General features: G+C 37.8%; 23 protein-coding genes. 22 read left to right on the plus strand and 1 reads right to left on the minus strand.

Annotation, left to right across the window (positions count from 1 at the left end):
• Positions 1 to 84: 84 nt before the first annotated feature.
• The 5 genes from MHB44_RS07825 (at position 85) to MHB44_RS07845 (ending at position 5,006) form a co-directional block, all read left to right on the plus strand.
• The gene (locus MHB44_RS07825; protein WP_341302263.1) at positions 85 to 879 is read left to right on the plus strand and encodes a LysM peptidoglycan-binding domain-containing protein; all 795 of its coding nucleotides are present in this window, start codon (positions 85 to 87) and stop codon (positions 877 to 879) included.
• Between the two features lie 136 nt (positions 880 to 1,015).
• Positions 1,016 to 1,771: a metallophosphoesterase gene (locus MHB44_RS07830; protein ID WP_341302264.1), complete on the plus strand. Its 756-nt coding sequence runs from the start codon at positions 1,016 to 1,018 to the stop codon at positions 1,769 to 1,771.
• A 107-nt stretch (positions 1,772 to 1,878) separates the two neighbouring features.
• Entirely contained in the window at positions 1,879 to 2,844 is a 966-nt protein-coding gene (locus MHB44_RS07835; RefSeq protein WP_341302265.1) for a YpdA family putative bacillithiol disulfide reductase, read from the plus strand.
• Positions 2,845 to 2,902: 58 nt separating this feature from the next.
• Positions 2,903 to 3,463 (plus strand): glycerol-3-phosphate acyltransferase, encoded by a 561-nt coding sequence (locus tag MHB44_RS07840; protein ID WP_341302266.1) that lies wholly within the window; start codon positions 2,903 to 2,905, stop codon positions 3,461 to 3,463.
• 1 nt (position 3,464) lies between these two features.
• Positions 3,465 to 5,006 carry an aminotransferase class V-fold PLP-dependent enzyme gene (locus tag MHB44_RS07845; RefSeq protein WP_341302267.1) on the plus strand — a complete coding sequence of 514 codons (1,542 nt, stop codon included), beginning with the start codon at positions 3,465 to 3,467 and terminating at the stop codon, positions 5,004 to 5,006.
• A gap of 28 nt (positions 5,007 to 5,034) precedes the next feature.
• Here MHB44_RS07845 and MHB44_RS07850 read toward each other — a convergent pair whose 3' ends face one another.
• The gene (locus tag MHB44_RS07850; RefSeq protein WP_341302268.1) at positions 5,035 to 6,003 is read right to left on the minus strand and encodes an asparaginase; all 969 of its coding nucleotides are present in this window, start codon (positions 6,001 to 6,003) and stop codon (positions 5,035 to 5,037) included.
• Positions 6,004 to 6,085: 82 nt separating this feature from the next.
• On the opposite strand from MHB44_RS07850, the gene prsW reads away from it, so the two are divergent.
• The 17 genes from prsW (at position 6,086) to der (ending at position 23,651) form a co-directional block, all read left to right on the plus strand.
• Positions 6,086 to 6,760 (plus strand): glutamic-type intramembrane protease PrsW, encoded by a 675-nt coding sequence (gene prsW / locus MHB44_RS07855; RefSeq protein WP_341302269.1) that lies wholly within the window; start codon positions 6,086 to 6,088, stop codon positions 6,758 to 6,760.
• 100 nt (positions 6,761 to 6,860) lie between these two features.
• Positions 6,861 to 7,670 carry a spore cortex-lytic enzyme gene (sleB, locus tag MHB44_RS07860; RefSeq protein ID WP_341302270.1) on the plus strand — a complete coding sequence of 270 codons (810 nt, stop codon included), beginning with the start codon at positions 6,861 to 6,863 and terminating at the stop codon, positions 7,668 to 7,670.
• Positions 7,671 to 7,685: 15 nt separating this feature from the next.
• Positions 7,686 to 8,969, plus strand: coding sequence for a PepSY1/2 domain-containing protein (locus tag MHB44_RS07865; protein WP_341302271.1), 1,284 nt, complete (start codon positions 7,686 to 7,688; stop codon positions 8,967 to 8,969).
• A gap of 86 nt (positions 8,970 to 9,055) precedes the next feature.
• Positions 9,056 to 9,715, plus strand: a complete 660-nt coding sequence (locus tag MHB44_RS07870) for a flagellar brake domain-containing protein (RefSeq protein ID WP_341302272.1) — start codon at positions 9,056 to 9,058, stop codon at positions 9,713 to 9,715.
• Between the two features lie 257 nt (positions 9,716 to 9,972).
• Entirely contained in the window at positions 9,973 to 10,647 is a 675-nt protein-coding gene (gene cmk, locus MHB44_RS07875; protein ID WP_341302940.1) for a (d)CMP kinase, read from the plus strand.
• Between the two features lie 102 nt (positions 10,648 to 10,749).
• A complete protein-coding gene (gene rpsA / locus MHB44_RS07880) occupies positions 10,750 to 11,886 on the plus strand; it encodes a 30S ribosomal protein S1 (protein ID WP_053994299.1) in 1,137 nt (378 codons plus the stop codon).
• Positions 11,887 to 11,911: 25 nt separating this feature from the next.
• Complete coding sequence (locus MHB44_RS07885; protein ID WP_341302273.1) at positions 11,912 to 12,067, plus strand: hypothetical protein; 156 nt, start codon at positions 11,912 to 11,914, stop codon at positions 12,065 to 12,067.
• Positions 12,068 to 12,573: 506 nt separating this feature from the next.
• Complete coding sequence (nikA, locus tag MHB44_RS07890; RefSeq protein WP_341302941.1) at positions 12,574 to 14,145, plus strand: nickel ABC transporter substrate-binding protein; 1,572 nt, start codon at positions 12,574 to 12,576, stop codon at positions 14,143 to 14,145.
• A gap of 54 nt (positions 14,146 to 14,199) precedes the next feature.
• On the plus strand, positions 14,200 to 15,132 hold the full coding sequence (opp1B, locus tag MHB44_RS07895; RefSeq protein WP_341302274.1) for a nickel/cobalt ABC transporter permease: 933 nt from the start codon (positions 14,200 to 14,202) through the stop codon (positions 15,130 to 15,132).
• Position 15,133: 1 nt separating this feature from the next.
• Positions 15,134 to 16,030 carry a nickel/cobalt ABC transporter permease gene (gene opp1C / locus MHB44_RS07900; protein WP_053994302.1) on the plus strand — a complete coding sequence of 299 codons (897 nt, stop codon included), beginning with the start codon at positions 15,134 to 15,136 and terminating at the stop codon, positions 16,028 to 16,030.
• 3 nt (positions 16,031 to 16,033) lie between these two features.
• Complete coding sequence (locus MHB44_RS07905; RefSeq protein ID WP_341302942.1) at positions 16,034 to 16,849, plus strand: ABC transporter ATP-binding protein; 816 nt, start codon at positions 16,034 to 16,036, stop codon at positions 16,847 to 16,849.
• Positions 16,843 to 17,586 (plus strand): ABC transporter ATP-binding protein, encoded by a 744-nt coding sequence (locus MHB44_RS07910; protein ID WP_341302275.1) that lies wholly within the window; start codon positions 16,843 to 16,845, stop codon positions 17,584 to 17,586. The genes MHB44_RS07905 and MHB44_RS07910 overlap by 7 nt, the downstream gene beginning before the upstream one ends.
• A gap of 14 nt (positions 17,587 to 17,600) precedes the next feature.
• Positions 17,601 to 18,788: an MFS transporter gene (locus tag MHB44_RS07915; protein WP_341302276.1), complete on the plus strand. Its 1,188-nt coding sequence runs from the start codon at positions 17,601 to 17,603 to the stop codon at positions 18,786 to 18,788.
• Between the two features lie 101 nt (positions 18,789 to 18,889).
• On the plus strand, positions 18,890 to 19,714 hold the full coding sequence (locus MHB44_RS07920) for a diaminopimelate epimerase (protein ID WP_341302277.1): 825 nt from the start codon (positions 18,890 to 18,892) through the stop codon (positions 19,712 to 19,714).
• A 17-nt stretch (positions 19,715 to 19,731) separates the two neighbouring features.
• A complete protein-coding gene (locus MHB44_RS07925; protein WP_341302278.1) occupies positions 19,732 to 20,553 on the plus strand; it encodes a nicotianamine synthase family protein in 822 nt (273 codons plus the stop codon).
• Complete coding sequence (locus MHB44_RS07930; protein WP_341302279.1) at positions 20,540 to 21,862, plus strand: opine metallophore biosynthesis dehydrogenase; 1,323 nt, start codon at positions 20,540 to 20,542, stop codon at positions 21,860 to 21,862. Before MHB44_RS07925 ends, MHB44_RS07930 begins: the two co-directional genes overlap by 14 nt.
• A gap of 478 nt (positions 21,863 to 22,340) precedes the next feature.
• Complete coding sequence (gene der, locus MHB44_RS07935) at positions 22,341 to 23,651, plus strand: ribosome biogenesis GTPase Der (RefSeq protein ID WP_341302280.1); 1,311 nt, start codon at positions 22,341 to 22,343, stop codon at positions 23,649 to 23,651.
• Positions 23,652 to 23,742: the final 91 nt, after the last annotated feature.

A 23,742-nucleotide genomic window follows, 5' to 3' on the forward strand; every position in this document is an offset into this window, starting at 1 on the left:
TGTGAATAGAGGATCATTTACTTTTTTCGTAAAATTCGTCATAATAGAATCATAGAAAGCGTAGTAAGGTTGGGGGAAGGGCGAATGAGTAAAGAAGATTATCGTGATAAAATAGAAGAACATCGTCAATCATTTGAAGATGAGCAAAAGGAACAACAAGCATTATCGAGAGTTTCCAGAATGAATAAAAATGGGAATAAAAACAAAAAACCTAAAAATTCAAAACGTAAAACACCGTTAATGACCATTTTGTTTGTGATTTTTATTTTAATTCCATTAACAATATTAATCTATTTTTGGAAGTTTTATGAGCCGGGAAAAACGATTGAGCAGGCTGAAAAGGATTCAGCTGAACAGCTTGTGGAATTAGATCCTTCAGAAGCGTCATCATCTGATAAGGATAAAGAGAAGGATAAGGATGATCAAAAAGCACAGGAGCAGTCTCAAAAAGATGCTGAAAAATTAGCGGCTGAACAAAAGGCTGCTGAGGCAGCAAAACAAGCAGAAGCAGCGAAAAAGGCAGAGGAAGCCAGGAAGGCTGAAGAGGCACGAAAATCCGAGGAAGCTAGAAAGGCCGAGGAGGCACGAAAATCCGAGGAAGCTAGAAAGGCCGAGGAGGCACGAAAAGCTGAAGAAGCGAGAATTGCTCAGCAACAAGCAGAGGCTGCAAGAAAAGCAGAAGAGGCTAGAAAGGCTGAAGAAGCAGCAAGGCAAGCCGCTCAAGCAAGTACACATACTGTAAAGCCGAATGAAAATTTATACCGCATTGCCTTGAATCATTATGGTGATGGCAGTGAAGCGACATTAGCAAAAATCCGTGCAGCTAACGGTATGTCTTCTAATACTGTCATAGTGGGGCAAGTCATTAAGCTACCTTAATCAGCTAGTACTGTATAGTGAGTAAGTATAAAATAACTGACAAACGTTCATACCAAAATGTATGTCTGATTGAGCAAAAGGCGATTCTTTTTCAGAAACGAATCGTCTTTTTGCTGTCGTAAGGAGACGTGAGGGAATGTTATATGTAGGGCTATTGGCTTTAGTAGTCATTGGCTTTCTGCTTTATATGTGGAAGGTAGCACATGAAAACAATGTTTTATATCACCAGCTCGCATTGCAGGGTGAGCAGGAAAAGGTGCGATTATTTTTTATTTCTGATACACATTTACGGAAAATTAATAAAAAAATGATTACGCAATTGGAAGGACATTTTGATGCTGTTATTATTGGTGGTGATTTTGCGGATCGTCGTACCCCTATCTCACGTATCCATGAAAATCTAAAGCTTTTAACATCAATAGGACCAACCTATTTCGTTTGGGGGAACAATGATCGAGAAGTGGGAGAAGAGCGGTTAAAGGATATTTTCCAAGCATATCATGTTCAAATCATTGTCAATGATGCTGTGCAACTACCAACAAAAAACCGTTTCTGGCTCAGTGCTATTGAAGATACCACAATCAAGGAACATAGTTTTGACAAAGCTTTTGCCAAGGTAAGAGAGCAGGATTTAGTCGTTTTTATTGCTCATAATCCAGGTGTTTTTGCTAAAGTTCGAGCAAAGTTTCGCGCTGATTTAATGATGGGTGGCCATTTACATGGTGGCCAGATTCGATTTGGTCCATATGGTGTGCATCCAAATGGTTCGTATCGAGAGCGTGATGGTGTGATGACCTTGGTAAGTAATGGCTATGGTACAACATTATTGCCTTTACGCCTTGGAGCAAAACCACAATGTCATGTGATTGATATTGATATTTTGAGTAAATAAACAGGCAGAATGTGCTAAAAGGCGTATAATAAAGAAGTATTTGATTATTAGATGAAAGCAAGGATTGGCAACTGTTGCTAATCTAAAGTTGATTGGAGTGTCAGGAAATGCAGCAAGCAGATGCAATTATTGTTGGAGGAGGCCCATGTGGCTTAGCAGCAGCAATAGCTTTGCAAAATATTGGATTACAACCGATTGTGATTGAAAAGGGAAATATTGTGAATGCTATTTATCATTACCCTACACATCAAACATTTTTTAGTACAAGTGAACGTTTAGCGATTGGTGATGTACCTTTTATTATTGAGGGACGTAAGCCAAAGCGCAATCAAGCACTTGTTTACTATCGTGAGGTTGTGCGTATTAAAAATATTCAGGTTAACCGCTTCGAAAAAGTGCAGAGTGTTGTGAAACAGCAGGATATGTTTACAGTGACAACAGATAAAGACATTTATGAAACGCCATATGTTGTGATTGCAACAGGCTACTATGATCATCCGAACTACTTAAATATTAAAGGTGAACATTTACCAAAAGTTTTCCATTATTTTAAAGAGGGTCATGAATTTTTCGATACAGATGTGCTGGTCATTGGTGGTAAAAATTCAGCGGTGGATGCAGCGTTAGAGTTAAATAAAGCGGGTGCCCGAGTGACTGTTGTCTATCGGGGCAGTGAATATTCGCCAAACATTAAGCCGTGGGTATTACCTGAATTTGAAGGGGTAGTTAAAACAGGCGAAGTTGCTATGCATTTTCAAAGCCATGTAGTAGAAATACGAGAGCATGAGGTTGTTTTAGCAATAGATGGTCAGGAAAAAGTCATTAAAAATGATTTTGTTTTTGCAATGACTGGCTATCATCCAGATCATGCCTTTATCCGAGCAATGGGTGTAACGATTGATGAGGAAACAGGGCGTCCCTATTTTACACCTGAAACGATGGAAACAAATGTGGAAGACTTGTTTATTGCAGGTGTGATTGCAGCAGGAAATAATGCCAATGAAATCTTTATCGAAAATGGACGCTTCCATGGGGAATGTATTGCACAAACGATTGCTCAAAGAAAAAAATAACGGGTGAGGCTGTATAGGCAAAAAGCTTATACAGCTTTTTGTGTAAGGAGGGGCATGGATGATTGGCTTGTACTGGCTATTCAGTTATTTAATAGGAAACTTTATGACGGCATTTTTCGTTGGAAGGATATATGGTGTTAATTTACAAGAAGAGCGCAGTAAAAATTTAGGGGCACGTAATGCAGGAAGCGTTCTAGGGAAGGTAGCCTTTATATGGACATTTTTTGGAGATGCGCTAAAAGGTGTGCTGGTAGTTTACTTAGGGGGTTTTTGGAATTTCGATGAATGGGTAATTATTAGTGGTGCTGCTTTAGTAATTATTGGGCATTTATTTCCGATATGGTTGAAATTTAACGGAGGAAAAGGCATAGCCACTTTTATTGGGGTTGGCCTTGCTTTATCATCGAGTCTTTTTTTATGGATGATTATTGGCACTGTGATTGTACTAGCCTTGACAAGAAGTTTAACGCTGGGGATGGTTGGTGGTTTTATTTTCTATGTAGGAGCTATTATGCAAGCAGGAAAAATAGAACCTTATACATGCTTAATGATTGCTATTGTGTGCATGCTCTTCAAACATAGGCGTAATATAAAGGAATCATGGAAAAGGGGGAATTGAGATGTATTGGTGTAAAATAGCACAAACAACTAGTGAGTTTGAGGCCATTGCACAATTAAATTATGAGACGTTTGTGGAGGAAATTCCGCAGCACATGCCTCATCCATCAAGAAAAAAAGTCGATCGATTCCATGAGGAAAATACATATATCGTGGTGTACAAGGAATTAGAACTAATTGGAATGGTGGCATTTAGAGATCAACGTCCGTTTTCAATTGATGAGAAAATTGGCAAGGTGGAGCAATTTTTACTAAGGGAAAATTGCGCAAAACTTTGTGAAATCCGTTTACTTGCCGTGAAAAGAGGCTATCGAACAGGGCGAGTGTTATTGAAGCTTACACAAGCTTTAAATACATTTGCCTATGAAAAGGGTTATAGTGCTGCTGTAATTTCAGGAACAACGCGTGAAGAGAAGCTTTATAAGCAAATGGGCTTTACCCAATTTGCAGAGGCTGTGGGAGCAGAGGGTGCACAGTTTTTACCAATGGTGCTAACAAGACAAGTATTTGAACAGACATTACAACATAGAGTAGCTACAGAACATTCTACATTTTATCCAGGACCTGTCAAACAACTACAACCTATCAGTTATTCAGATGTATCACACCGTTCATTAAGCTTCCGTGCGCTTTATGAGCGGGTCCAACAAAAGTTACACCATTTTTCGAGTGCCAATCATGTTGGGATCATTGTGGGTACAGGAACATTGGCAAATGAAGTGATGCTTGCGCAATTAAAGGCACAGCAATTAGGGAAGGGACTTATTCTTATCAATGGAGAATTTGGTGAACGCCTGCATAAACAAGCAACCCGTTGGTCCTTATATTTTGATATTGTGGCACAAGAGTGGGGAACAGCCTTTGATCACAAAGAATTGGCACGATTGTTAGAACGGGATTCTTATCAGTGGATGCTGGTGGTGCATGGAGAAACTTCAACAGGAACCTACAATGATTTAGAGAGTCTTGTTAAGTTAGCGCAGCACTACAATATCAAATTATGTGTAGATAGTATTAGTACGTTTGGTGCGATGTCATTCTCTTTAAAGGATTGTTATTTGGCAACTGCTGTGAGTGGAAAAGCCATTGGTGCACTAAGTGGACTAGCTTTTGTCTTTTCACAAGCTCTTGTACAACCAACTCCTACATTACCCGCTTATCTCGATTTAGCCAATTATCAGCAGGGGGCTATTCCATTTACGCTCTCTGCTGTATTACTTAATAATGTGGATGTGTCCTTACAAGCCTATCCCGCACGTTATAAGCAGCTACAGCAACGATTCGAGGCACTACTGCAGCTACCATTTATGCGTTACCAATTACCAACAGCCCACTATCCAATGCTGGTTACAGTTAAATTGCCAAGTACCTTTGCAAACCTACACATTGATCTAGCATTAAATGGGCTATTGGCTCATGGTGACAGCCATTATTTACGACAAAAAGGGTTCCTTCAATTCGCTACTATTCAACCTGATTTTGATGATGCCCTTATCCGCCTGCGTAAAATTTTGCATTACTATGAACAGGTGGTAGGGGCATAATCAAGCATTGTCTATAAACGCCTTAGCTTTATAGGAAAAAGTCTCTTAAATTGAGCGGTGTGCTTGTTGTGTTAAGCCCAATTAGTAGTTTTAAGCGTGCCTTTTGTCCATTAATACCTGTAGCAAAAATTGCGCCTAAATCTTCCAACATTTTACCGCCGCCAACATAGCCATAAACAGCTTCTGCAATCCCATTAAAGCAGCGGGACACAAGTATGACTGGGACATCTCGTTCTAAGAGGCTTTCGATGCCCTTGACAACAGCTGGAGGAACATTCCCTTGTCCAAGCCCTTCAAGGACGACCCCGTCATATTTGCATGCAAGCACAATATCTAGTAAATCTTCTTCCATACCAGCATAAACTTTTAACATGGCAACGCGTTTAGATAAATCATGAACATCTACATATTGTCGACGAATAGGAGCATGATGGAATAAGATACGTGATTTTGTAATCAGTCCAATTGGCCCGTATTGTGGGGATTGGAAGGTATTTACAGAACTTGTGCTTGTTTTTGTTGTATTTACAGCAAGATGTACTTCATCATTCATGACAACGAGTACACCTTTATTACGTGCTTCTTCATCAACTGCTACTCGGACTGCTTCGACTAAATTATAAATGCCATCAGCGCCAAGTTCATTCGATGAGCGCATGGCCCCTGTCAACACAATAGGAATAGCTAACTTCGTTGTCAGCTCTAAGAAATAGGCAGTTTCCTCTAGTGTATCTGTACCATGTGTGATCACAACACCGTCAATGGACTGTGCTGACACTCGTTCTACAATGATGTTCCGCAATTGCAGCATTTCTTGTGGCGTAATATGTGGTGAAGGCAGATTAAAAGCCTCTATTTCAATAATTGTTGCGAGTGTATTTAACTTATTGCTTTCCTTTATCAGTGGATTTTCTTTATTTGGCATAACAGCTCCTTCTTCACTCATAGCCATAGAGATGGTGCCACCTGTATGAATTAATAAAATCGTCTTTTTCATAAAAATTAAAGCCCCTTTTAAAAATTTTTTGGTCATTACATGATATACTAATAACAGTCTATTGTTGAAAGGAGCCGGCATCATGATCATTTTATTATCTGCTGCCATTGCTCCCGGTCTAGCGCTTTTTAGTTATTTCTATTTGCGCAATCAGATGGCTACGGAGCCAAGAAAAACTTTACTACAAACATTTTTATACGGCGCATTTTTAACGTTCCCAATCCTGTTTTTACAGTATGTATTAACAGAGGAAGGGGTTTTTCCATATCTTTATCTTCAAGATGTTCTTTTTTCTAGTATCATTGAAGAGTTTTTTAAATGGTTTGTGCTATTAATTGCCATCTACAATCATATAGAATTTGATGACCCTTACGATGGTATATTATATGGTGCAAGTATATCTCTTGGGTTTGCTACGGTCGAAAATATTCTTTATTTACTATCATTTGGTTTGGACACAGCGTTTATGCGTGCATTATTGCCTGTATCCAGTCATGCATTATTCGGTGTAGTAATGGGCTACTACTATGGGCGTGCTAAGTTTTCCAAGCTTGTGAAAACAAAAGAAATGATTGCGATGGCTCTATGTGCACCCATTATATTGCACATTTTATACAATACAATATTATCATTTAAAGGTCACTGGGTTTATTTAATGATTCCGTTTATGTTGTTTTTATGGTGGTTTGGCTTGCGCAAAGTGAAGCTTGCTCATTATCATCTGGTGCAACATCTGCATATGCAAAAGAAAATTTAAAGCGTAGAAATCGTCAATGATTTCTACGCTTTATTGTTTTAAATTTGAATGTATAAAATGCTCTTTTTGTTTCAAGCTATTAAAAAAAGGAGTGATAAAAGTGCGTTTAGTCAGCATACTTTTTGCTTTGATAGTAGGAATTAGTATAATTGCGATTCCTCAAAATGATGCAATAGCTTTTAGCGACCAGCAAATTACGCGTGGTGCCTATGGAGACGATGTCATTGAATTACAAGCAAGGCTACAATACTTAGGTTTTTACAAGAGTAAGATTGATGGCAAATTTGGCTATAACACATATTGGGCTTTGCGTAATTTCCAAGAGAATTATGGTCTACCTGTAGATGGAATTGCTGGTACGAAGACAAAAAAAGCATTAGCAGGTTATTCTGATTACGATGAAAAATGGGTGAAGGCACAATTACAAGCAGGGAATCAATTTACGTATTATGGAGGAAAGCCCCTTGATCAGCAAGTGAAAAAAGGTACTGGTGGGGGTAATAGTAGTGGTAGCAGTAATAACAACGGTACACAAACTCAAGTTCCGCCTAAATATACAGAGCGTGATTTACAATTAATCGCTAATGCCGTATATGGAGAAGCTAGGGGAGAGCCATATGAGGGGCAAGTAGCAGTGGCAGCAGTAATTTTAAATCGTTTAGAGAGCCCTGATTTTCCGAATACAATATCTGGTATTATATTCCAACCATTGGCATTTACAGCAGTAGCAGATGGTCAAATTTGGCTGGAGCCAAATGAGCGAGCAAAAGAAGCGGTGATTGATGCCATGAATGGCTGGGACCCTTCTGAAAATGCACTCTATTATTTCAATCCAAAAACAGCAACAAGTAAATGGATTTGGTCACGTCCACAAATTAAACAAATAGGAGAGCATATTTTCTGTTCATAGAAAGGAGGAGTATTGATGAAAACATGGCTCGTGATTCTAACAGCTGCGGTAATCGGGTTAGGAGCGTACAGTATTGATTTACATGGCGATAAAGAAAATTTACAGCGTACCGTGCTCGCACAATATACAGATAAGCTAACAGATGCATCTGAAAAGCTATCCCATCTTCAACGTGCGGTATCACAATCCTTACTGTTCCAAGATGAGCAGGCCATTCACAGTGAGCTTGATTCGGTTTGGCGTTTAAGCTCGGAAGTTCGTTCTTCGATTGCCAATATTCCCATTGGGCAAGAGCTGTCGAGTGAATGGTTAAACTATTTAGGGCGACTAGGCGATGAAGCAAAACGAACAGCAAAAACAGGTGATTATGTAGCGTGGCGTGAAAAAATGCCACAAGTTTCAACGAATTTACAATCTCTATCAGATGAATGGACAGCAGCAACCGTTGATTTTTATAAAAATGATGGAAAAATGGATATTTGGGTGCAGCAAGTAGATCAGAAAAATCCAAATACTAATTTTGATACCGTAAAAGATACATTAAAGGGCTATGGAGAGAAGGACTTCCCTCTTACGTTAAGTGAATCGGATTATCAGAAAAAAATTGAGTTAAAAGCATTGCAGGATGCAGTGATAACAGAAAAAGAAGCAATTGAAAAAGTAAAATATTTATTCCCTACGATAAAAGATGCTACATTTACAGTGACAAAAAGCAGTGATACGGCACCATATCCTTTCTATCATATACAATTCCATCAAGGCATTCGTTTAGGCTATGTTGATTTGACAGAAAAGGGTGGACATTTATTATCGTATTTAGTAGAGCGTCCTGTAGATGAGGCGAAGCTATCCCAAGAGGAGATTTTGAAAAAAGCACAAGCATATGTGAAAAAACTAGGCATGGAAGATGTGGCTTATGTAGAATCACGTGAAAATCATCAAGCATGGCATGTAACTTTTGCACGGGTAAACCCAAAAGATCAAGCACTTATTTATGCGGATGGTGTGCAATTAAAAATCGCTAAGGATACAGGTGAGTTATTAGGAGCAAATGCGATGGAATATATTCAAGAAGAAAATATTAAACCGCAAACAGCTCAACCAATTGACTGGAAAACATTTTTCCAGAATGATGTGCATGTACAGGAAGTAAAAAATATTTATACAGATAATGGGCAATTTGAACAGCGTCTTTGCTATGAGGTCATCGCAATGCGTGATGATACTACACAGGAAACGTTTAGAATTGTGATTGATGCGGAACATCATAATGTTTTAAAAGTGGAATATTTAACGTAGCAACAAGAAAATACTACCAATTTTTATAGCCAAAATAAGTGTATCATGAGATAATAAAGCCATATTTTTTGTGCGGGGAGATGCTCATGGAAATAAAAATTGGTACACAACTACAGCTTGAACCTACTTATACAGAGAAAATGGAGAAATTCAACTGTAAAGTACTCGAGCAGGAAGAACATATTCTTTATATTGATTATCCAGTTAATATGGCGACACAGAAAACTGCATTTTTAATCGATGGCTCAGAATTTAGAGCGACCTTTCGTACGGAAACGAATCACTCTTTTGCTTTTAATACAGAGGTGATTGGTCGTAAGGCAGGCACGATTCCAATGATTATGCTGCATTGTCCAAAGCCAGAGGAGTTTATTAAAATTCAGCGACGTGAGTATGTCCGTGTTGAAACACCTGTAGATGTGGCTGTTCAGTTCCAAAATTATAAATATCAGCTTGTCGCAGCAGACATTAGTGCTGGTGGCTTGGCACTTACCCTGAAAGGAGAAGTTGCTTTCAATGAGGGAGATGAGGTCGACTTAACAATTGTCCTGCCATTTGCTAACGGTGATGTAAAATACATTCTGACAGCGGCAACAGTAGTGCGGATTTTCGAAAAGGATCATAAACGCATTGTGACAATCCAGCTAACAGATACGGATGATGTGGATCAGCAGCATATTGTACGTTTCTGCTTTGAACGCCAGCTAGTCAATCATCGGAAAGAAACAGATCCCTTTCATTCATAAGTATTTTTTGAAAGCTCTCTCTAAGCAGAGGGCTTTTTCTAGGTTATATGGTACAATATGAAGAGACAGAAGTAGAGGGGAAGCGTGTCGATACCCTCCACTTCGCTACTGCTTGAAGTGGAAATGATTATTTAAGTATTTATTTACTAAGCTTCAACTGTTAAAAACAAAGTAAAGTTTAAATTTAAAGGAGAGAAGGTGATTCCTCTCCTCCCTATACGTTCACTTAAAAGAAGGGGAGGAATTACCGAATGAAGATGAAAAAAAGTATTCAAATTGCCATAGACGGACCCGCTGGTGCTGGTAAAAGTACAATTGCGAAAATTGTTGCGGAAGCACTTGGCTTTACGTATATTGATACAGGCGCCATGTATCGAGCAGTAACGTATAAAGCCATACAACAAAACATACATTTAGATGATGAAAAAAAATTAGCTGATATGCTCGCAGCAAGCACGATTGACTTAAAGCCCTCTGCGCAGGGACAGCTTGTTTTCTTAGATGGGAAGGATGTATCAGCAGAAATACGCTCAAATGAGGTGACTTCATCTGTATCACAAGTAGCTGCTCATGCAAAGGTGCGCGAGCTATTAGTAGGAGAGCAACAAAAGCTTGCCGCGAATGGTGGTGTGGTCATGGATGGTCGAGATATTGCGACACACGTATTAAAAAATGCGGAGTTAAAGATTTTTATGTCTGCAACAGTGGAAGAGCGTGCAAGAAGGCGCTTGATTGATAATCAAAAAAGAGGCATTGACGCCTCTCTCGAAAAGCTTCAAGAGGAAATTGCCCTACGTGATAAAAAGGATAGTGAGCGCGAAGCATCGCCACTTGTTCAAGCTGAGGATGCTATATTTTTAGATACAACAGCCTTGTCTATTGATGAGGCAGCACAAGCTATTTTAAAATTAGCCCAAGAAAGAATGCGATAAATCCTAAAATTTCAGACATTTTTTGAATTTAAAGGATTTATTTTTGTCTTTGTCTTCAATATCGAATAAAATAGTAAGGGAAGATGCGAAGGAGGGTTACATATGTCTGAAGAAATGAACTATGCAGAACAAACATTTAACGAGGGTGATATCGTCAAAGGTATTGCAGAGCAGGTTGATGAAAAAGCAGTATCTGTATCAATTCCAGGTGCACCGTTTGATGGTATTGTACCGATTAGTGAATTATCAAGCTTACACATTGAGAAAGCGTCTGATGTTATCTCCGTTGGGGATGAATTAGAATTGATGATTACAAAGGTTGAAGAAGAAAATTATGTACTATCCAAACGTAAAGTAGACGCTTTAAAAGCATGGGATACACTCGAGCAACAATTTGCTGCTGAAGAAGTTTTCGAAGCGGAAGTAAAGGATATTGTTAAAGGTGGTCTTGTTGTAGATTTAGGTGTGCGTGGTTTTGTGCCAGCTTCACTTGTAGAAGACTATTTTGTAGACGATTTTGAAGGCTATAAAGGGAAATCCTTGAGCTTCAAAATTGTGGAGCTTGATAAGGATAAAAATCGCTTAATCTTGTCTCATCGTGCAGTGGTAGAGACAGAAAAAGCTTCTCAAAAGAAACAGGTTATTAATCAAATTCAAGCTGGCGATGTATTGGATGGAAAAGTACAGCGTTTAGCATCATTTGGTGCATTTATCGACCTTGGCGGTATCGATGGTCTTGTGCATATTTCACAAGTATCTCATGAGCATGTGAGCGATGTGAGCGAGGTTTTAACAGAAGGACAAGAAGTGAAGGTAAAAGTGCTTTCTGTTGACCCAGAGAATGAGCGCATTTCATTATCCATCAAGGAAACACTTCCTGGACCTTGGTCAAATATCGAAGAACGTGCTGCAAAGGGGACAGTGTTAGAGGGGAAAGTAAAGCGTCTTACATCATTTGGCGCCTTTGTAGAAGTGTTCCCAGGGGTAGAAGGTTTAGTGCATATTTCGCAAATTGCACATAAACATATTAATACGCCACATGAAGCATTAAAAGAGGGCCAAGAGGTACAAGTTAAGGTACTGGATATTAATGCAGAGGAAGGTCGTTTAGCGCTAAGCATTAAAGAATTACTTGAAAACCCTGAAGCTGAAGAAGTTGTGGACTATGAATTACCGGAAGAAAATACCGGCTTCTCATTTGGCGATGTTATTGGTGATCAATTAAAAAATTTCAAATAAGTAATGGTAGCGAGGATGCATAATAATGCGTCCTCGCTTTTTTATCGTTGAGCAGCTGGTGGGAGCAACAAGCATGGTGAAATTGGTAGAAAGCTTTGAACAGGAGGATAGAATGGTGAAAGTGACGGATAAGAACTCTCAGAGTCAAGGATGGGGCGATGAAAGTGGTGGAAAGCTCTGAACAGAAGGATAGAATGGGAAAAGTGACAGATAGAATCCCCAGAGTAGTGGATAGAGCGGTGGAGTTAATGGAGTAATTTTTTATGGGAATCACCAAAATAAATGTATTTAATAGGTTGACATTACCAAGAAATGTGATAAATTTAAAAATGTAATGATAATAGTTATCATTACTATTTATAGGAGCGACATATATAATTTATTCATTCGTGTACTACTGTCATCAAATCGTCCTCTAAGAAAAGCTTCATTGTTTGAGTAATAAATATACTATTATTGCGAAATATATTGGAAAAAATTCAAAATAAAATAAAAATATTCTTAAAAATAATACAAAAGGAAAATAACCAATATATTTACCATTCAAACAAATTATGTTGCGATCAACTCTGTATAAATTCCATCTTGTACATATCAAATGTTCTGATACTCCTATAAATATGAAGGTTCCTAAAAAACATTGAGCAAAGGGAGAGAGCAATTTTGTTAAAAAAAGTTTATCGTATTATGTTTGTCGTATTTATTTCATCTATTCTTGTAGCTTGTGCTGCTACTAAAGAAAAGGGTAGCGAAGCAGCAGATGAACTAGTGTATGCCACGGTAAAGGATATTAATGATATGAATCCCCATTTATATCCAGGCTCTATGTCAGCGCAAGGCATGGTATATGAGTCTCTGGTAGAAAATACGGAAGAGGGTATTAAACCATTATTAGCAGAGGGTTGGGATATATCAGAGGATGGAACAGTTTATACTTTCCATTTAAGAAAGGGCGTGACATTTCATGATGGTGAGCCATTTAATGCTGATGCCGTGAAACAAAATATTGAGGCTGTACAAAACAATAAAGAAAAGCATGCCTGGATTAAATTATCAACCAAAATTGTAAGTGTAGATGTTGTAGATGAACATACGGTGAAATTAACATTATCTGAAGCTTATTATCCAACATTAGATGAACTATCTATGACACGTCCATATGTATTTTTGTCACCAAAAGATTTTGAAAATGGAGAAACAAAAGATGGCATTAATGGATTCCATGGAACAGGACCTTATCAATTAGTGGAACATAAGGTTGATCAATATGCCATTTTTGAAGCAAATGAAAACTATTGGGCTGGTGCACCTAAAATTAAAAAAATTACAGCGAAAGTGCTTCCAGCTGGTGAAACAACTTTACTAGCCTTACAAAAGGGTGAAGTAAATTTTATCTTTACGGATGATCGTGGCGCTGACAGCATTAATATGGAAGGAATGGAGCAGCTAGTTCAATCAGGTGATTATCAATTAATGAGAAGTAAGCAAATGAATACGAAGATGATTGTAGCTAATAGTGGTAGTAGTGTTAATCCTGTTAGTGAAAAAAGTGTACGAGAGGCAATTTGGTTTGCTATTGATCGTGAAACAATTAGCCGTGATATTTTTTATGGTTCTGAAGAAGTTGCCAATACACTATTCTCTCCTAATATTAATTATGCCAATGTGGCATTAAAGGAAAGAAGCTATGATATGGAGAAAGCAAAAGAGCTTTTAGAAGCAGCGGGGTGGACCGCAGAGACGGATGGTGCAGTGCGTGAAAAAGACGGGAAGAAATTATCAATGAAGCTATATTATGATAATAATTCGCCCTCACAAAAGGCTCAGTCAGAATTAATTCAGCATTCGTTGAGCATGATCGGCATGGAGCTCGAATTAGTTGGTGAAGAATCAACATCTATTGCTAATAGAAGATCAACAGGAGAGTATGATTTACTGTTCAACCAAACATGGGGGTTAGCATATGATCCGCAAAGTACAGTGGCTGCTTTTACATCAGAGGCATCTTATTTATATGCAACAAAAGGAATTCCGAATGCTGAAGAATTCTATCAAAATATTGACAGTGTTTTAGTATCCACTGATGAAGAAAATCGCAAAGCACTGTATAAGGATATACTAACAACCGTTCATGATGAAGCTATCTTTATCCCTATTACGAACGGCAATGTAACAGTTATTGCGCCTAAAAACTTACAAGGTATTTCGTTTAAACAAACACAATATGAACTGCCTTTTGAACAAATGTATTTTGAATAACACATCTCAATTTATCCTTTTGTTGCCTATTACAGTTGGAAAGGAGTGACTTGAATGGGGATCTATATAATGAAACGGATGCTGATTACCTTGCCGCTTTTACTTGCTGTATCTTTTTTAACCTTTGTATTAATCAGCTTTTCACCTATGGAGCCAGCCGAGGTGGTGTTACGTGCTCAGGAGGTTCCTGTTATTACAGAGGAGCTAATTGAACAAACAAATGAAAAATTGGGCTTTAATAAACCATTTATTGTGCAATATTTTCATTGGCTTATCGCCTGTTTGCAATTAGATTTTGGTCAATCCTATGTAAAGAATGAGCCTGTCTGGAGTTTAATGGGACCTGCATTTATGAACACCTTCAAACTAACAATGATTTCTTCATTGGTTATTATTTCCTTTTCGGTGTTATTTGGTGTGCTATGTGCTCTAAATGAACGAACAGTGGTAGATCGTATATTACGTGCTCTATTGTTTGGGTTTACAGCTGTACCGGCTTATTGGTTAGGAGCTATTTTTATCTTCGTTTTTTCTGTCAAGCTTGATTTATTGCCAACAAGCGGAATGGCTGGCGTAAAAAGCTATATTTTACCTGTAACAGTGATCGCTTTAGGTTATGTTGGTCTTTATTTTAGAAATATCCGCAGTGCGATGTTAAATAATTTAAATGAGGATTATGTTCTTTATGGGCGAGCTTCAGGGTTACCAAAGAAAAAAATTACAATGCATATTTTACGTAATTCTCTACAAGTAGCTATTTCAATATTTTGCATGGCTATCCCTATAATTTTAGGTGGAACAGTAGTCGTTGAGAATGTTTTTGCATGGCCGGGATTAGGCAGCTTAAGTATAAGTGCTATTTTAAGCAGGGACTTTCCTGTTATCCAAGCCTATGTATTGATTGTAGCTGTGGCATTTGTTGTTTTTAATATGATGTCAGATATTTTAAATGCCGCATTCAATCCTCGAATAAGGGATGGTAATTGAGATGAATGTATTGAAAAACTTAAGTCAAGATAAGCTTGGTATCACCTCTCTTATTTTTATTGTAGTGCTGACATTCGTAGGCATATTTGCTCCGTTGATAGCACCAAATGATCCTATTGCTGTGAATATGCAGCTTCGTTATGCATCACCATCCTGGGAATATTTACTAGGTAATGATCATTTAGGGAGATGTATTTTATCGAGAATGCTTTATGGTATTCAACCGAGTGTGCTGTGGGTGTTTGTTGCCTTGGCTGCATCCGTCTCCATAGGAGCTATAGTAGGTTTTATTGCGGGATATTTTAGAGGAAACGTAGATGCTGTGATAATGCGAATCTGTGATGTTATGTTGTCGTTTCCTGTCTATGTGATTGCTATTGCGATTGTTGCTATTTTAGGAGTAGGCTTAGGCAATATTTTAATTGCTTTTGTTTTGATGAAGTGGGCTTGGTTTGCACGTATTATTCGAACATCTGTGATGCAATATGTTGAATTAGACTATGTAAAATATGCACAAGCAATTGGTATGTCGCATCCAAGTATTATAGTAAAGCATATTTTGCCTGTTACTTTTTCAGATATTGCCGTTGTAGCGAGTAGTTCAATGGGCTCCATGATTCTACAAATATCAGGTCTGTCTTTTTTAGGCTTAGGCATTAAAGCCCCGAATGCAGAGTGGGGAATGATGCTGAGTGAAGCGAGAGAGGTTATGTTTACACGACCAGAATTAATGATTGCACCAGGTGTTGCCATTGTAATGGTGGTATTAGCTTTTAACTTTTTATCAGATTCATTACAAGTGGCATTACATCCTCAATTACGCCAATCAAACCAAAGCCAACAAAAGCTGAAATGGTTTAAGGCACCAGCACAGCATGAAAAAGAGGTGGTGAAATAATTGATGAAGCTATTAGAAGTGAGGCATTTAAAGGTTTGGGAGGTGCAGACAGGGAATGTGATTGTCCATGATACCTCTTTTACATTAGAACAAGGTCAATGCCTTGCCATCGTAGGGGAAAGTGGCAGTGGAAAATCTGTTACAAGCCGTGCAATCATGCGCTTAAATAATAAAAACCTTCAGCAAACCGGAGAAATTTTTTTGAAAAATGAGGCGTTGCATTTGCTGTCAGAAAAGCATATGCAGCGTAAAAGAGGTAAAAATTTATGCATGATTCTACAAAATGGCATGACAGCTTTTGATCCATCTTGTTTAATAAAAGTCCATTTATATGAAACATTGCATACGCATTTTGGATGGAGTGAAAATGAAAGTGAACAAGCATTAATGCAAGTAATGGAAAAAGTCAATTTAAAAAATCCACAAGAAATTTTGCATAAATATCCTCATCAGTTGTCTGGGGGAATGTTACAGCGTATGATGATTGCTTTAGCCCTTGCCTTAGAACCAGATATTATGATTGCTGATGAACCTACAACAGCATTGGATACAATTTCGCAATATGAGGTTGTCCAACAATTCATTAACATACGCCAACAGATGAACTGTGCGATTATTTTTATTTCACATGATTTAGGCGTTGTGCGAAAAATTGCGGATAAAGTTTTAGTCATGAAGGATGGTGAGGTGGTTGAACAAGGCGATGTACAAGCCATTTTTGCAAATCCTCAGCATGACTATACGAAATATTTAATTACAACACGTGGGGCTATTAACGATCATTTTAAAAAAGTGATGGGGGAGAATGTACCTTGTTAAAAGTAGAAAATGTGGATAAATCATATAAAACACATGGGTTTTTGAAGCAGCATAGACGTAAAATTTTGACAAATATTAACCTTGAATGTCAGCGTGGAGAATGCCTTGGGATTATTGGTGAAAGTGGAAGCGGTAAGTCAACATTAGGGCGGCTATTAATAGGTATTGAGCAGCCTGATTGTGGCGTAATTACGATTCACGGCAAACAAATTCGCGATAGAAAGCAGCGAAAGGGTCATGTAAGTGTAGTGTTTCAGGATTATCGTTCTTCGATTAACCCCTTTTATTCTGTTGAAAAAGTAATTTTAGAACCTTTAAGGGACTATAAGATGAAGGAGATTTCGGATGAATTACTGGATAGACTACTTCTTCAAGTTGGCCTATCGCCTGACTATAAATATAAATATCCTCATGAACTATCGGGCGGAGAAGCACAAAGGGTATGTATTGCTAGAGCCATTGCCACAGAGCCAACCTTTATCCTATTAGATGAAGCAATTAGTTCCCTTGATGTGTCTGTTCAATTACAGATTCTTGATTTATTGAAAACATTAAAAAGTGAATACAATATGGGCTATATCTTTATTACTCATGATCTTCAGGCAGCGGCTTATATTTGTGATCGTATGATGATCTTTAAAGATGGTCAAGTGCAAGAAACAATTGCTACTAAAAATTTACCGAATGTTCAGTCATCCTATGCGAGGAAGCTACTACAGAATCTCATTACATTTTAAAGGGGAGAGTTATATTGAAAGGCGCTATGTCTTGGCCATTTTTACGCCTCTATCTATTAGTTCTTCTTTATTTTAGTGCCAATGCTATTTTAAATGTCATCATTCCTTTACAGGGGGAGGCATGGGGAGCAACGAATACAACAATCGGGCTGATTATGGGGGCTTATTTATTAACGACAATGTTCTTTCGACCATGGGCTGGTCATATTATTCAAAAGCATGGTCCAATTAAAGTGCTACAGCTTATTTTAATTGTCAATGGCGTAGCTTTGATTCTATATACATTTACAGGAGTAGGTGGATATTTAATTGCTCGTATAATGCAAGGTGTATCTACAGCTTTCTTTTCGATGGCCTTGCAGATAGGCATTATTGATGCTTTACCGGAAAAGGATCGTTCACAGGGAATTTCACTTTACTCATTGTTCTCATACATCCCTGGTATCATCGGACCAATTGTTGCCTTAACGATATGGCAGCAAGGGATGGAAGTCTTTTTCTTTGTAATGATTGGGATTGCTATTTTAACGGGTCTTGTCGGCTTTAGTGCAAAAATAGACTCTGTAAGGGCGCAACCTAAGGAGCGGGCTACAAGTGAAGACGTAGGCATTGCTACTTCATTTAGTGCGTTAGTCAAAAATCCATTTCTTTTTAAATGTAGTGTATTAATGCTTGTTGCTTCTATTGTATTTGGAGCTGTTACAACCTTTATTCCGTTGTATGCAAAAGAGGTTGAACGGGGAAATGCAGGTGTCTATCTAATGCTGCAAGCTGCGGTTGTTGTGATTAGTCGTTTTACCTTGAGAAAGTATATTCCGTCAGATGGAAGATGGCATACAGGATTTATGATGGGCGCTATGTGTGTGCTGACAATAGCATCCTATTCAGTGAGTTTGGCAGTAAAGGGCGGTGTTGGCTTCTTTTATTTAGGCGCTCTTTTGATGGGAGTTGCTCAAGCATTAATTTATCCAACATTAACGACCTATTTAAGCTTTGTATTGGAAGAGAAAAATCGCAATGTACGATTAGGCTTATTTATTGCCATGGCAGATTTAGGGGTGTCCCTAGGAAGCGCATTAATGGGACCCGTTGCGGATGCATCCTCCTATTCATGGATGTATGGCATTTGCTCTATATTAGGCTTGCTGATGGTTGGATTTGCCTATGAACGAAGAAAAATATTTGTAGGGAAAAGCGTGTAACTGTAATTTACAACAATCATTTATTTTTTAAATGGGTAATTCTATTATTTTTGTTTAATTATTATAGATACAAAAAGATTGTTGGTAGATGGAGGTTATGTATGAAACAGGAAGTGGAGTTTATTAAATTAAGTCCAACACAGAATATGACAATCTTAGTGAAGACAGAATATGCAACAGATAAACATACACATATTGCAGCAAAAATGATGTCCTACGATCATGTACATGCAGAGCAAGTAGGATTTATACAAAAAGCCACAAATGACAAAGCACTAGCTAAACTTTGTATGGCTGGAGGTGAATTTTGCGGGAATGCTTGTATGGCCTTAGCTTGTTTACTGGTATCGGAACAGCCTCATTTGGAGGAGGTGATACTTGAAACTACAGGAACTGAGGAGCTAGTAAGGTGTAGAGTTGAGAAAAACTTGCACCACTATAAATGTCAAATCAATATGCCCACACCTATAAAAATTTGGCAAACAAGTGTAGAGAGAGCTAATTCAGATATAGATGAGGCCATTATTTTTGCGCAGTATGAGCAATTTTTGCATGTTGTGTTGAAGGTCAAATCTTTTACAGCGGAGGTGAAAGGAAAAGCACAGCAGCTAGCTAAATTACTAGCTGTCGCGTTAGGGGAACCACTAATTGGAGTTTTATTGTTCCAAGAGAACAGTGCTGAATTAGCCCCTTTAATTTATGTGCCATCTTTAAATAGCATGGTATGGGAGCGAGGCTGTGGCTCTGGGACTGCTACAATTGGTGCGTATTTAGCATGGAAAAATAAACAAATCATTCAAGAGGACATTAAGCAGCCGGGTGGTACGATTCAAGTATTGGCACGATACACAGAAGCTCAAAAGGAGATAAAAATCAAAGGGGCCGTTGAAATTGTAGCGCAGGGCAAGGCATATATTGAGCTGTAATAAAAGGAGTGAATTAATTGATAAAAGTTGATGAATTTGTAACTCATTTACAATCGTTTGTAGAGAAATTTACCGAGTTGATAGGTCATGATGATCAAACACTTCATTATGATGTTGAGTTGGAACGGGTAATAGATCAATATTCAGCTTTTATCGTAGATCCGTACAATGAGAAAATATGGGAAAGTTTGGAATTTTCGCCTATGGTTTATCATTTGGTTGAGGAGCTACGACAAAAATCAGCTTATAGTGTAACCATTATGGAAAAAATAAGGGCTTTTCGATTGCTACAGCATAATGAAGAGTTAACTAATTATTTCCAAAATATTGAGAGCTGTATCCAGAGGGAGTTTAGTCATTTTGCAGTTACAGGGAGTTCAAAGGTATTACTCGTTGGATCAGGCTCTTTCCCTATGACACCATTATTAATTGCGAAACAAACAGGTGCACAAGTGATTGGTATTGATATTGATGAGGAGGCGGTGCAGCTTGGACGGCAAGTAGTGGGGAAAGTAGGTGATGAGCTCAATATACAAATTGATCATTGCTCTGTTGAGGAGCTTAGTGTAATCCATAATATTACTCATATTATTTTTAGCTCAACAGTTAGTTGCAAGTATGATATTTTAGCGCAATTATATGATTTAACAAATGATGATGTTGTAATAGCAATGCGATATGGCAATGGCTTAAAGTCATTATTTAATTATCCAATGGAAAAAGTAGACCCTACAAAGTGGCATTTAGTAGAACAAATTTTCAACCCACAACAAATTTTCGATATTGCTTTATACAAAAAGGCTGAAAGGAAAGGGGCTAAAGAATATGACTTGCTTTAAACGAGTATTAATAGTAGGAACAGGGCCTACATCGATGCAGTTGGCAGTGAACTTTAAAAATAACTTGAATTGCGAGATTGGTATAGCTGGTAGAGTGTCCAATCGTTCGAAATTAGTATATAAAGCGATTCGACATAATGATTTAACAGTGAACGTGCATATTCAAAATAGCCAGCATCATGCCGTAGAAGGGACTAGTAAACTCGACTATCTTTTTGAAGGTTATTCTACAGTTAAGGGTAAATGGGACACAATTATTTTATCTGTCACGGCAGATGCTTACATATCGGTCTTAGCTCAAATAGATCAAAAAGTATTAAGCAAGGTGACAGCAATTCTTTTAATTTCTCCAACATTTGGTTCAAATTGTTTAGTCGCAAATTATTTTAGGGAAATCAATCCTTCAGTAGAGGTGATTAGTTTTTCTACATATTTTGGTGATACGAGATGGCTGCAAGGAGAACCAAGCCATGAGGTAGTAACAACAGGGGTTAAGAAAAAGGTATATATAGGGTCATCACTAGCACAATCTGAGCGATTAGCCATACTAGAAGAATTATATCAACAGCTACACATTCAATTGACAGTGATGGATTCGCCATTAGAGGCTGAAACAAGAAATATTTCGCTCTATGTCCATCCACCATTATTTATGAATCACTTTTCGTTACAGGCAATATTTGATAATACAAATACTCCAAAATATGTCTATAAATTATATCCAGAAGGTCCCATTACCCAGGAAATGATTCATCATCTATGTAATCATTGGCAAGAAATTATGGATATTATTAAAAAATTAAATATAAAACCACTTAACCTTTTAAAATTTATGGTTGATGATAACTATCCATTACATCCAGAAAGTATTGCTCGTCAGGATATTGAAGGTTTTGAGCAATTACCAGCTATTCATCAAGAATATTTATTATATGTTCGTTATGCCTCCTTGTTAATTGATCCTTTTTCACAGCCAGATAGTAATGGTAGATACTTTGATTTCTCAGCAGTGCCTATTCGAAAAATCTTTATGAATCGCGAAGGACTTTTAGATATCCCTCGTATGCCAAAAGAAGATTATTATCGATTAAAAATTATTCAAGGTATTGCAAAAGCAGTACAGGTAGAGTGTCCAACGATAGATCATTTTATTCAAATTTATGAGGAAAAACTACGAACAATAACATCTTCTACGATTGATGCATTATTATCAGATGCATTTACTGTCCAAACGTTTTCTGTAGATATTGAGATGATTTGTTATGAATTACAAGTAAATAGTTTAGAAGTCCATACTTCTACGAATTGATGTTTATTTTTTTATTATTGTGTTTCTGTTTTAAATAATTTATGGTTAAAAATAGTGGATAAATGCTGGATTTTTATAGTAAAAGGTTTTTTAGATTAAGTTGATAGCATTGGTTTTTACTGCTTTTTTCAGATGATAGCTTTGATATTGGGCTTTTATGATGAGGTTTATGTATAAAGAAGAAATGTTTTAAAAGGATGAACCAAAAGGAATTTAACCAGGATAAACCTCAAACTATTAGATGAAACTCTTTAAGTAGTGTTTCGTAATGGTTTGGGGTTTTAGTTTATATTGTTTTGATCGTTTAAACGCTATCCAGCTTTCATAATAGGCAAATTAGTGATGTTCCCGCTTCATTTTGAATAATTATGCAGGATTTTTTTCTGGAAGAAAGCCAGTTAGTTGTGAATTCTTATGATATAATGGCGTTTTTCGTGTATAATAGCGAAAGACAAGAAGTTGGAAGGATGAAGTACAGATGACGAAACCAGTAGTAGCCATCGTAGGTCGTCCGAACGTAGGTAAGTCAACGATTTTTAACCGTATCGTTGGAGAGCGTGTTTCCATTGTGGAGGATATCCCAGGCGTAACACGTGATCGTATTTATAGTTCGGCAGAGTGGTTAACACATGATTTTAATATTATTGATACAGGTGGCATTGAAATTGGAGACGAGCCGTTTTTAGAGCAAATTCGTCAACAAGCCGAAATTGCCATTGAAGAAGCAGACGTTATTATTTTTATGACAAATGGTCGTGAAGGGGTAACGGCAGCAGATGAGCAAGTGGCTAAAATTTTATACAAAACTAAAAAACCCGTTGTATTAGCGGTTAATAAAATTGATAATCCCGATATGCGTGAAATGATTTATGACTTTTATGCACTTGGCTTTGGTGAGCCTTGGCCAATTTCTGGCTCGCACGGCTTAGGTTTAGGGGATTTATTGGACGAGTGTGCGAAGCATTTTCCAAAAGAAGATGAAGAACAGTACGGCGAGGATGTCATTAAATTCTCTTTAATTGGCCGTCCGAATGTTGGGAAGTCTTCATTAGTCAATGCCTTCTTAGGGCAAGACCGCGTAATTGTCAGCAATATTGCAGGGACAACGCGCGATGCGATTGATACACCCTACGAGTATGAGGATCAGGAATATGTCATTATTGATACAGCAGGTATGCGTAAAAAGGGTAAGGTGTATGAGTCTACTGAAAAATATTCAGTATTACGTGCTTTACGTGCCATTGAACGCTCAGATGTTGTCTTAGTAGTACTAAATGCAGAAGAGGGCATCCAAGAGCAGGATAAAAAAATTGCAGGCTATGCACATGAGGCCGGCAAAGCTGTTGTGATCGTTGTGAATAAATGGGATGCCATTGAAAAAGACGAAAAAACAATGAATGTCTTTACACAGCAAATCCGTGAACATTTCCTATTTTTGGATTATGCGCCGATTATTTTTGTGTCCGCGACTACAAAACAGCGAGTGCATCAAATCTTATCAATTATCCAACGTGTAAGTGAAAATCATGCAATGCGTATTCAGTCTTCTATTTTAAATGAAGTCATTGAGGATTCCGTAGCACGTAATCCTGCGCCAAGCGATAAAGGTCGTCGTTTACGTATTTACTATGCTACGCAGGTTGCGATTAAGCCACCAACTTTTGTTGTTTTTGTTAATGAACCTGAGCTGATGCACTTCTCGTATGAACGTTTCCTAGAAAACCGTATTCGTGAAACATTTGATTTTGAAGGAACGCCGATTCGTTTAATTACACGTGCTCGTGCATAAGAGAACAGTATACACATACAATACGCCAATCTGACAGATTTGTTAGATGGCGTCTTTTTACAAAAAAAGCGATTGTAGACAACCCAATAAG

It is taken from the genome of Lysinibacillus sp. FSL H8-0500, from assembly GCF_038051955.1.
In the GTDB taxonomy this organism is placed as follows: domain Bacteria; phylum Bacillota; class Bacilli; order Bacillales_A; family Planococcaceae; genus Lysinibacillus; species Lysinibacillus macroides.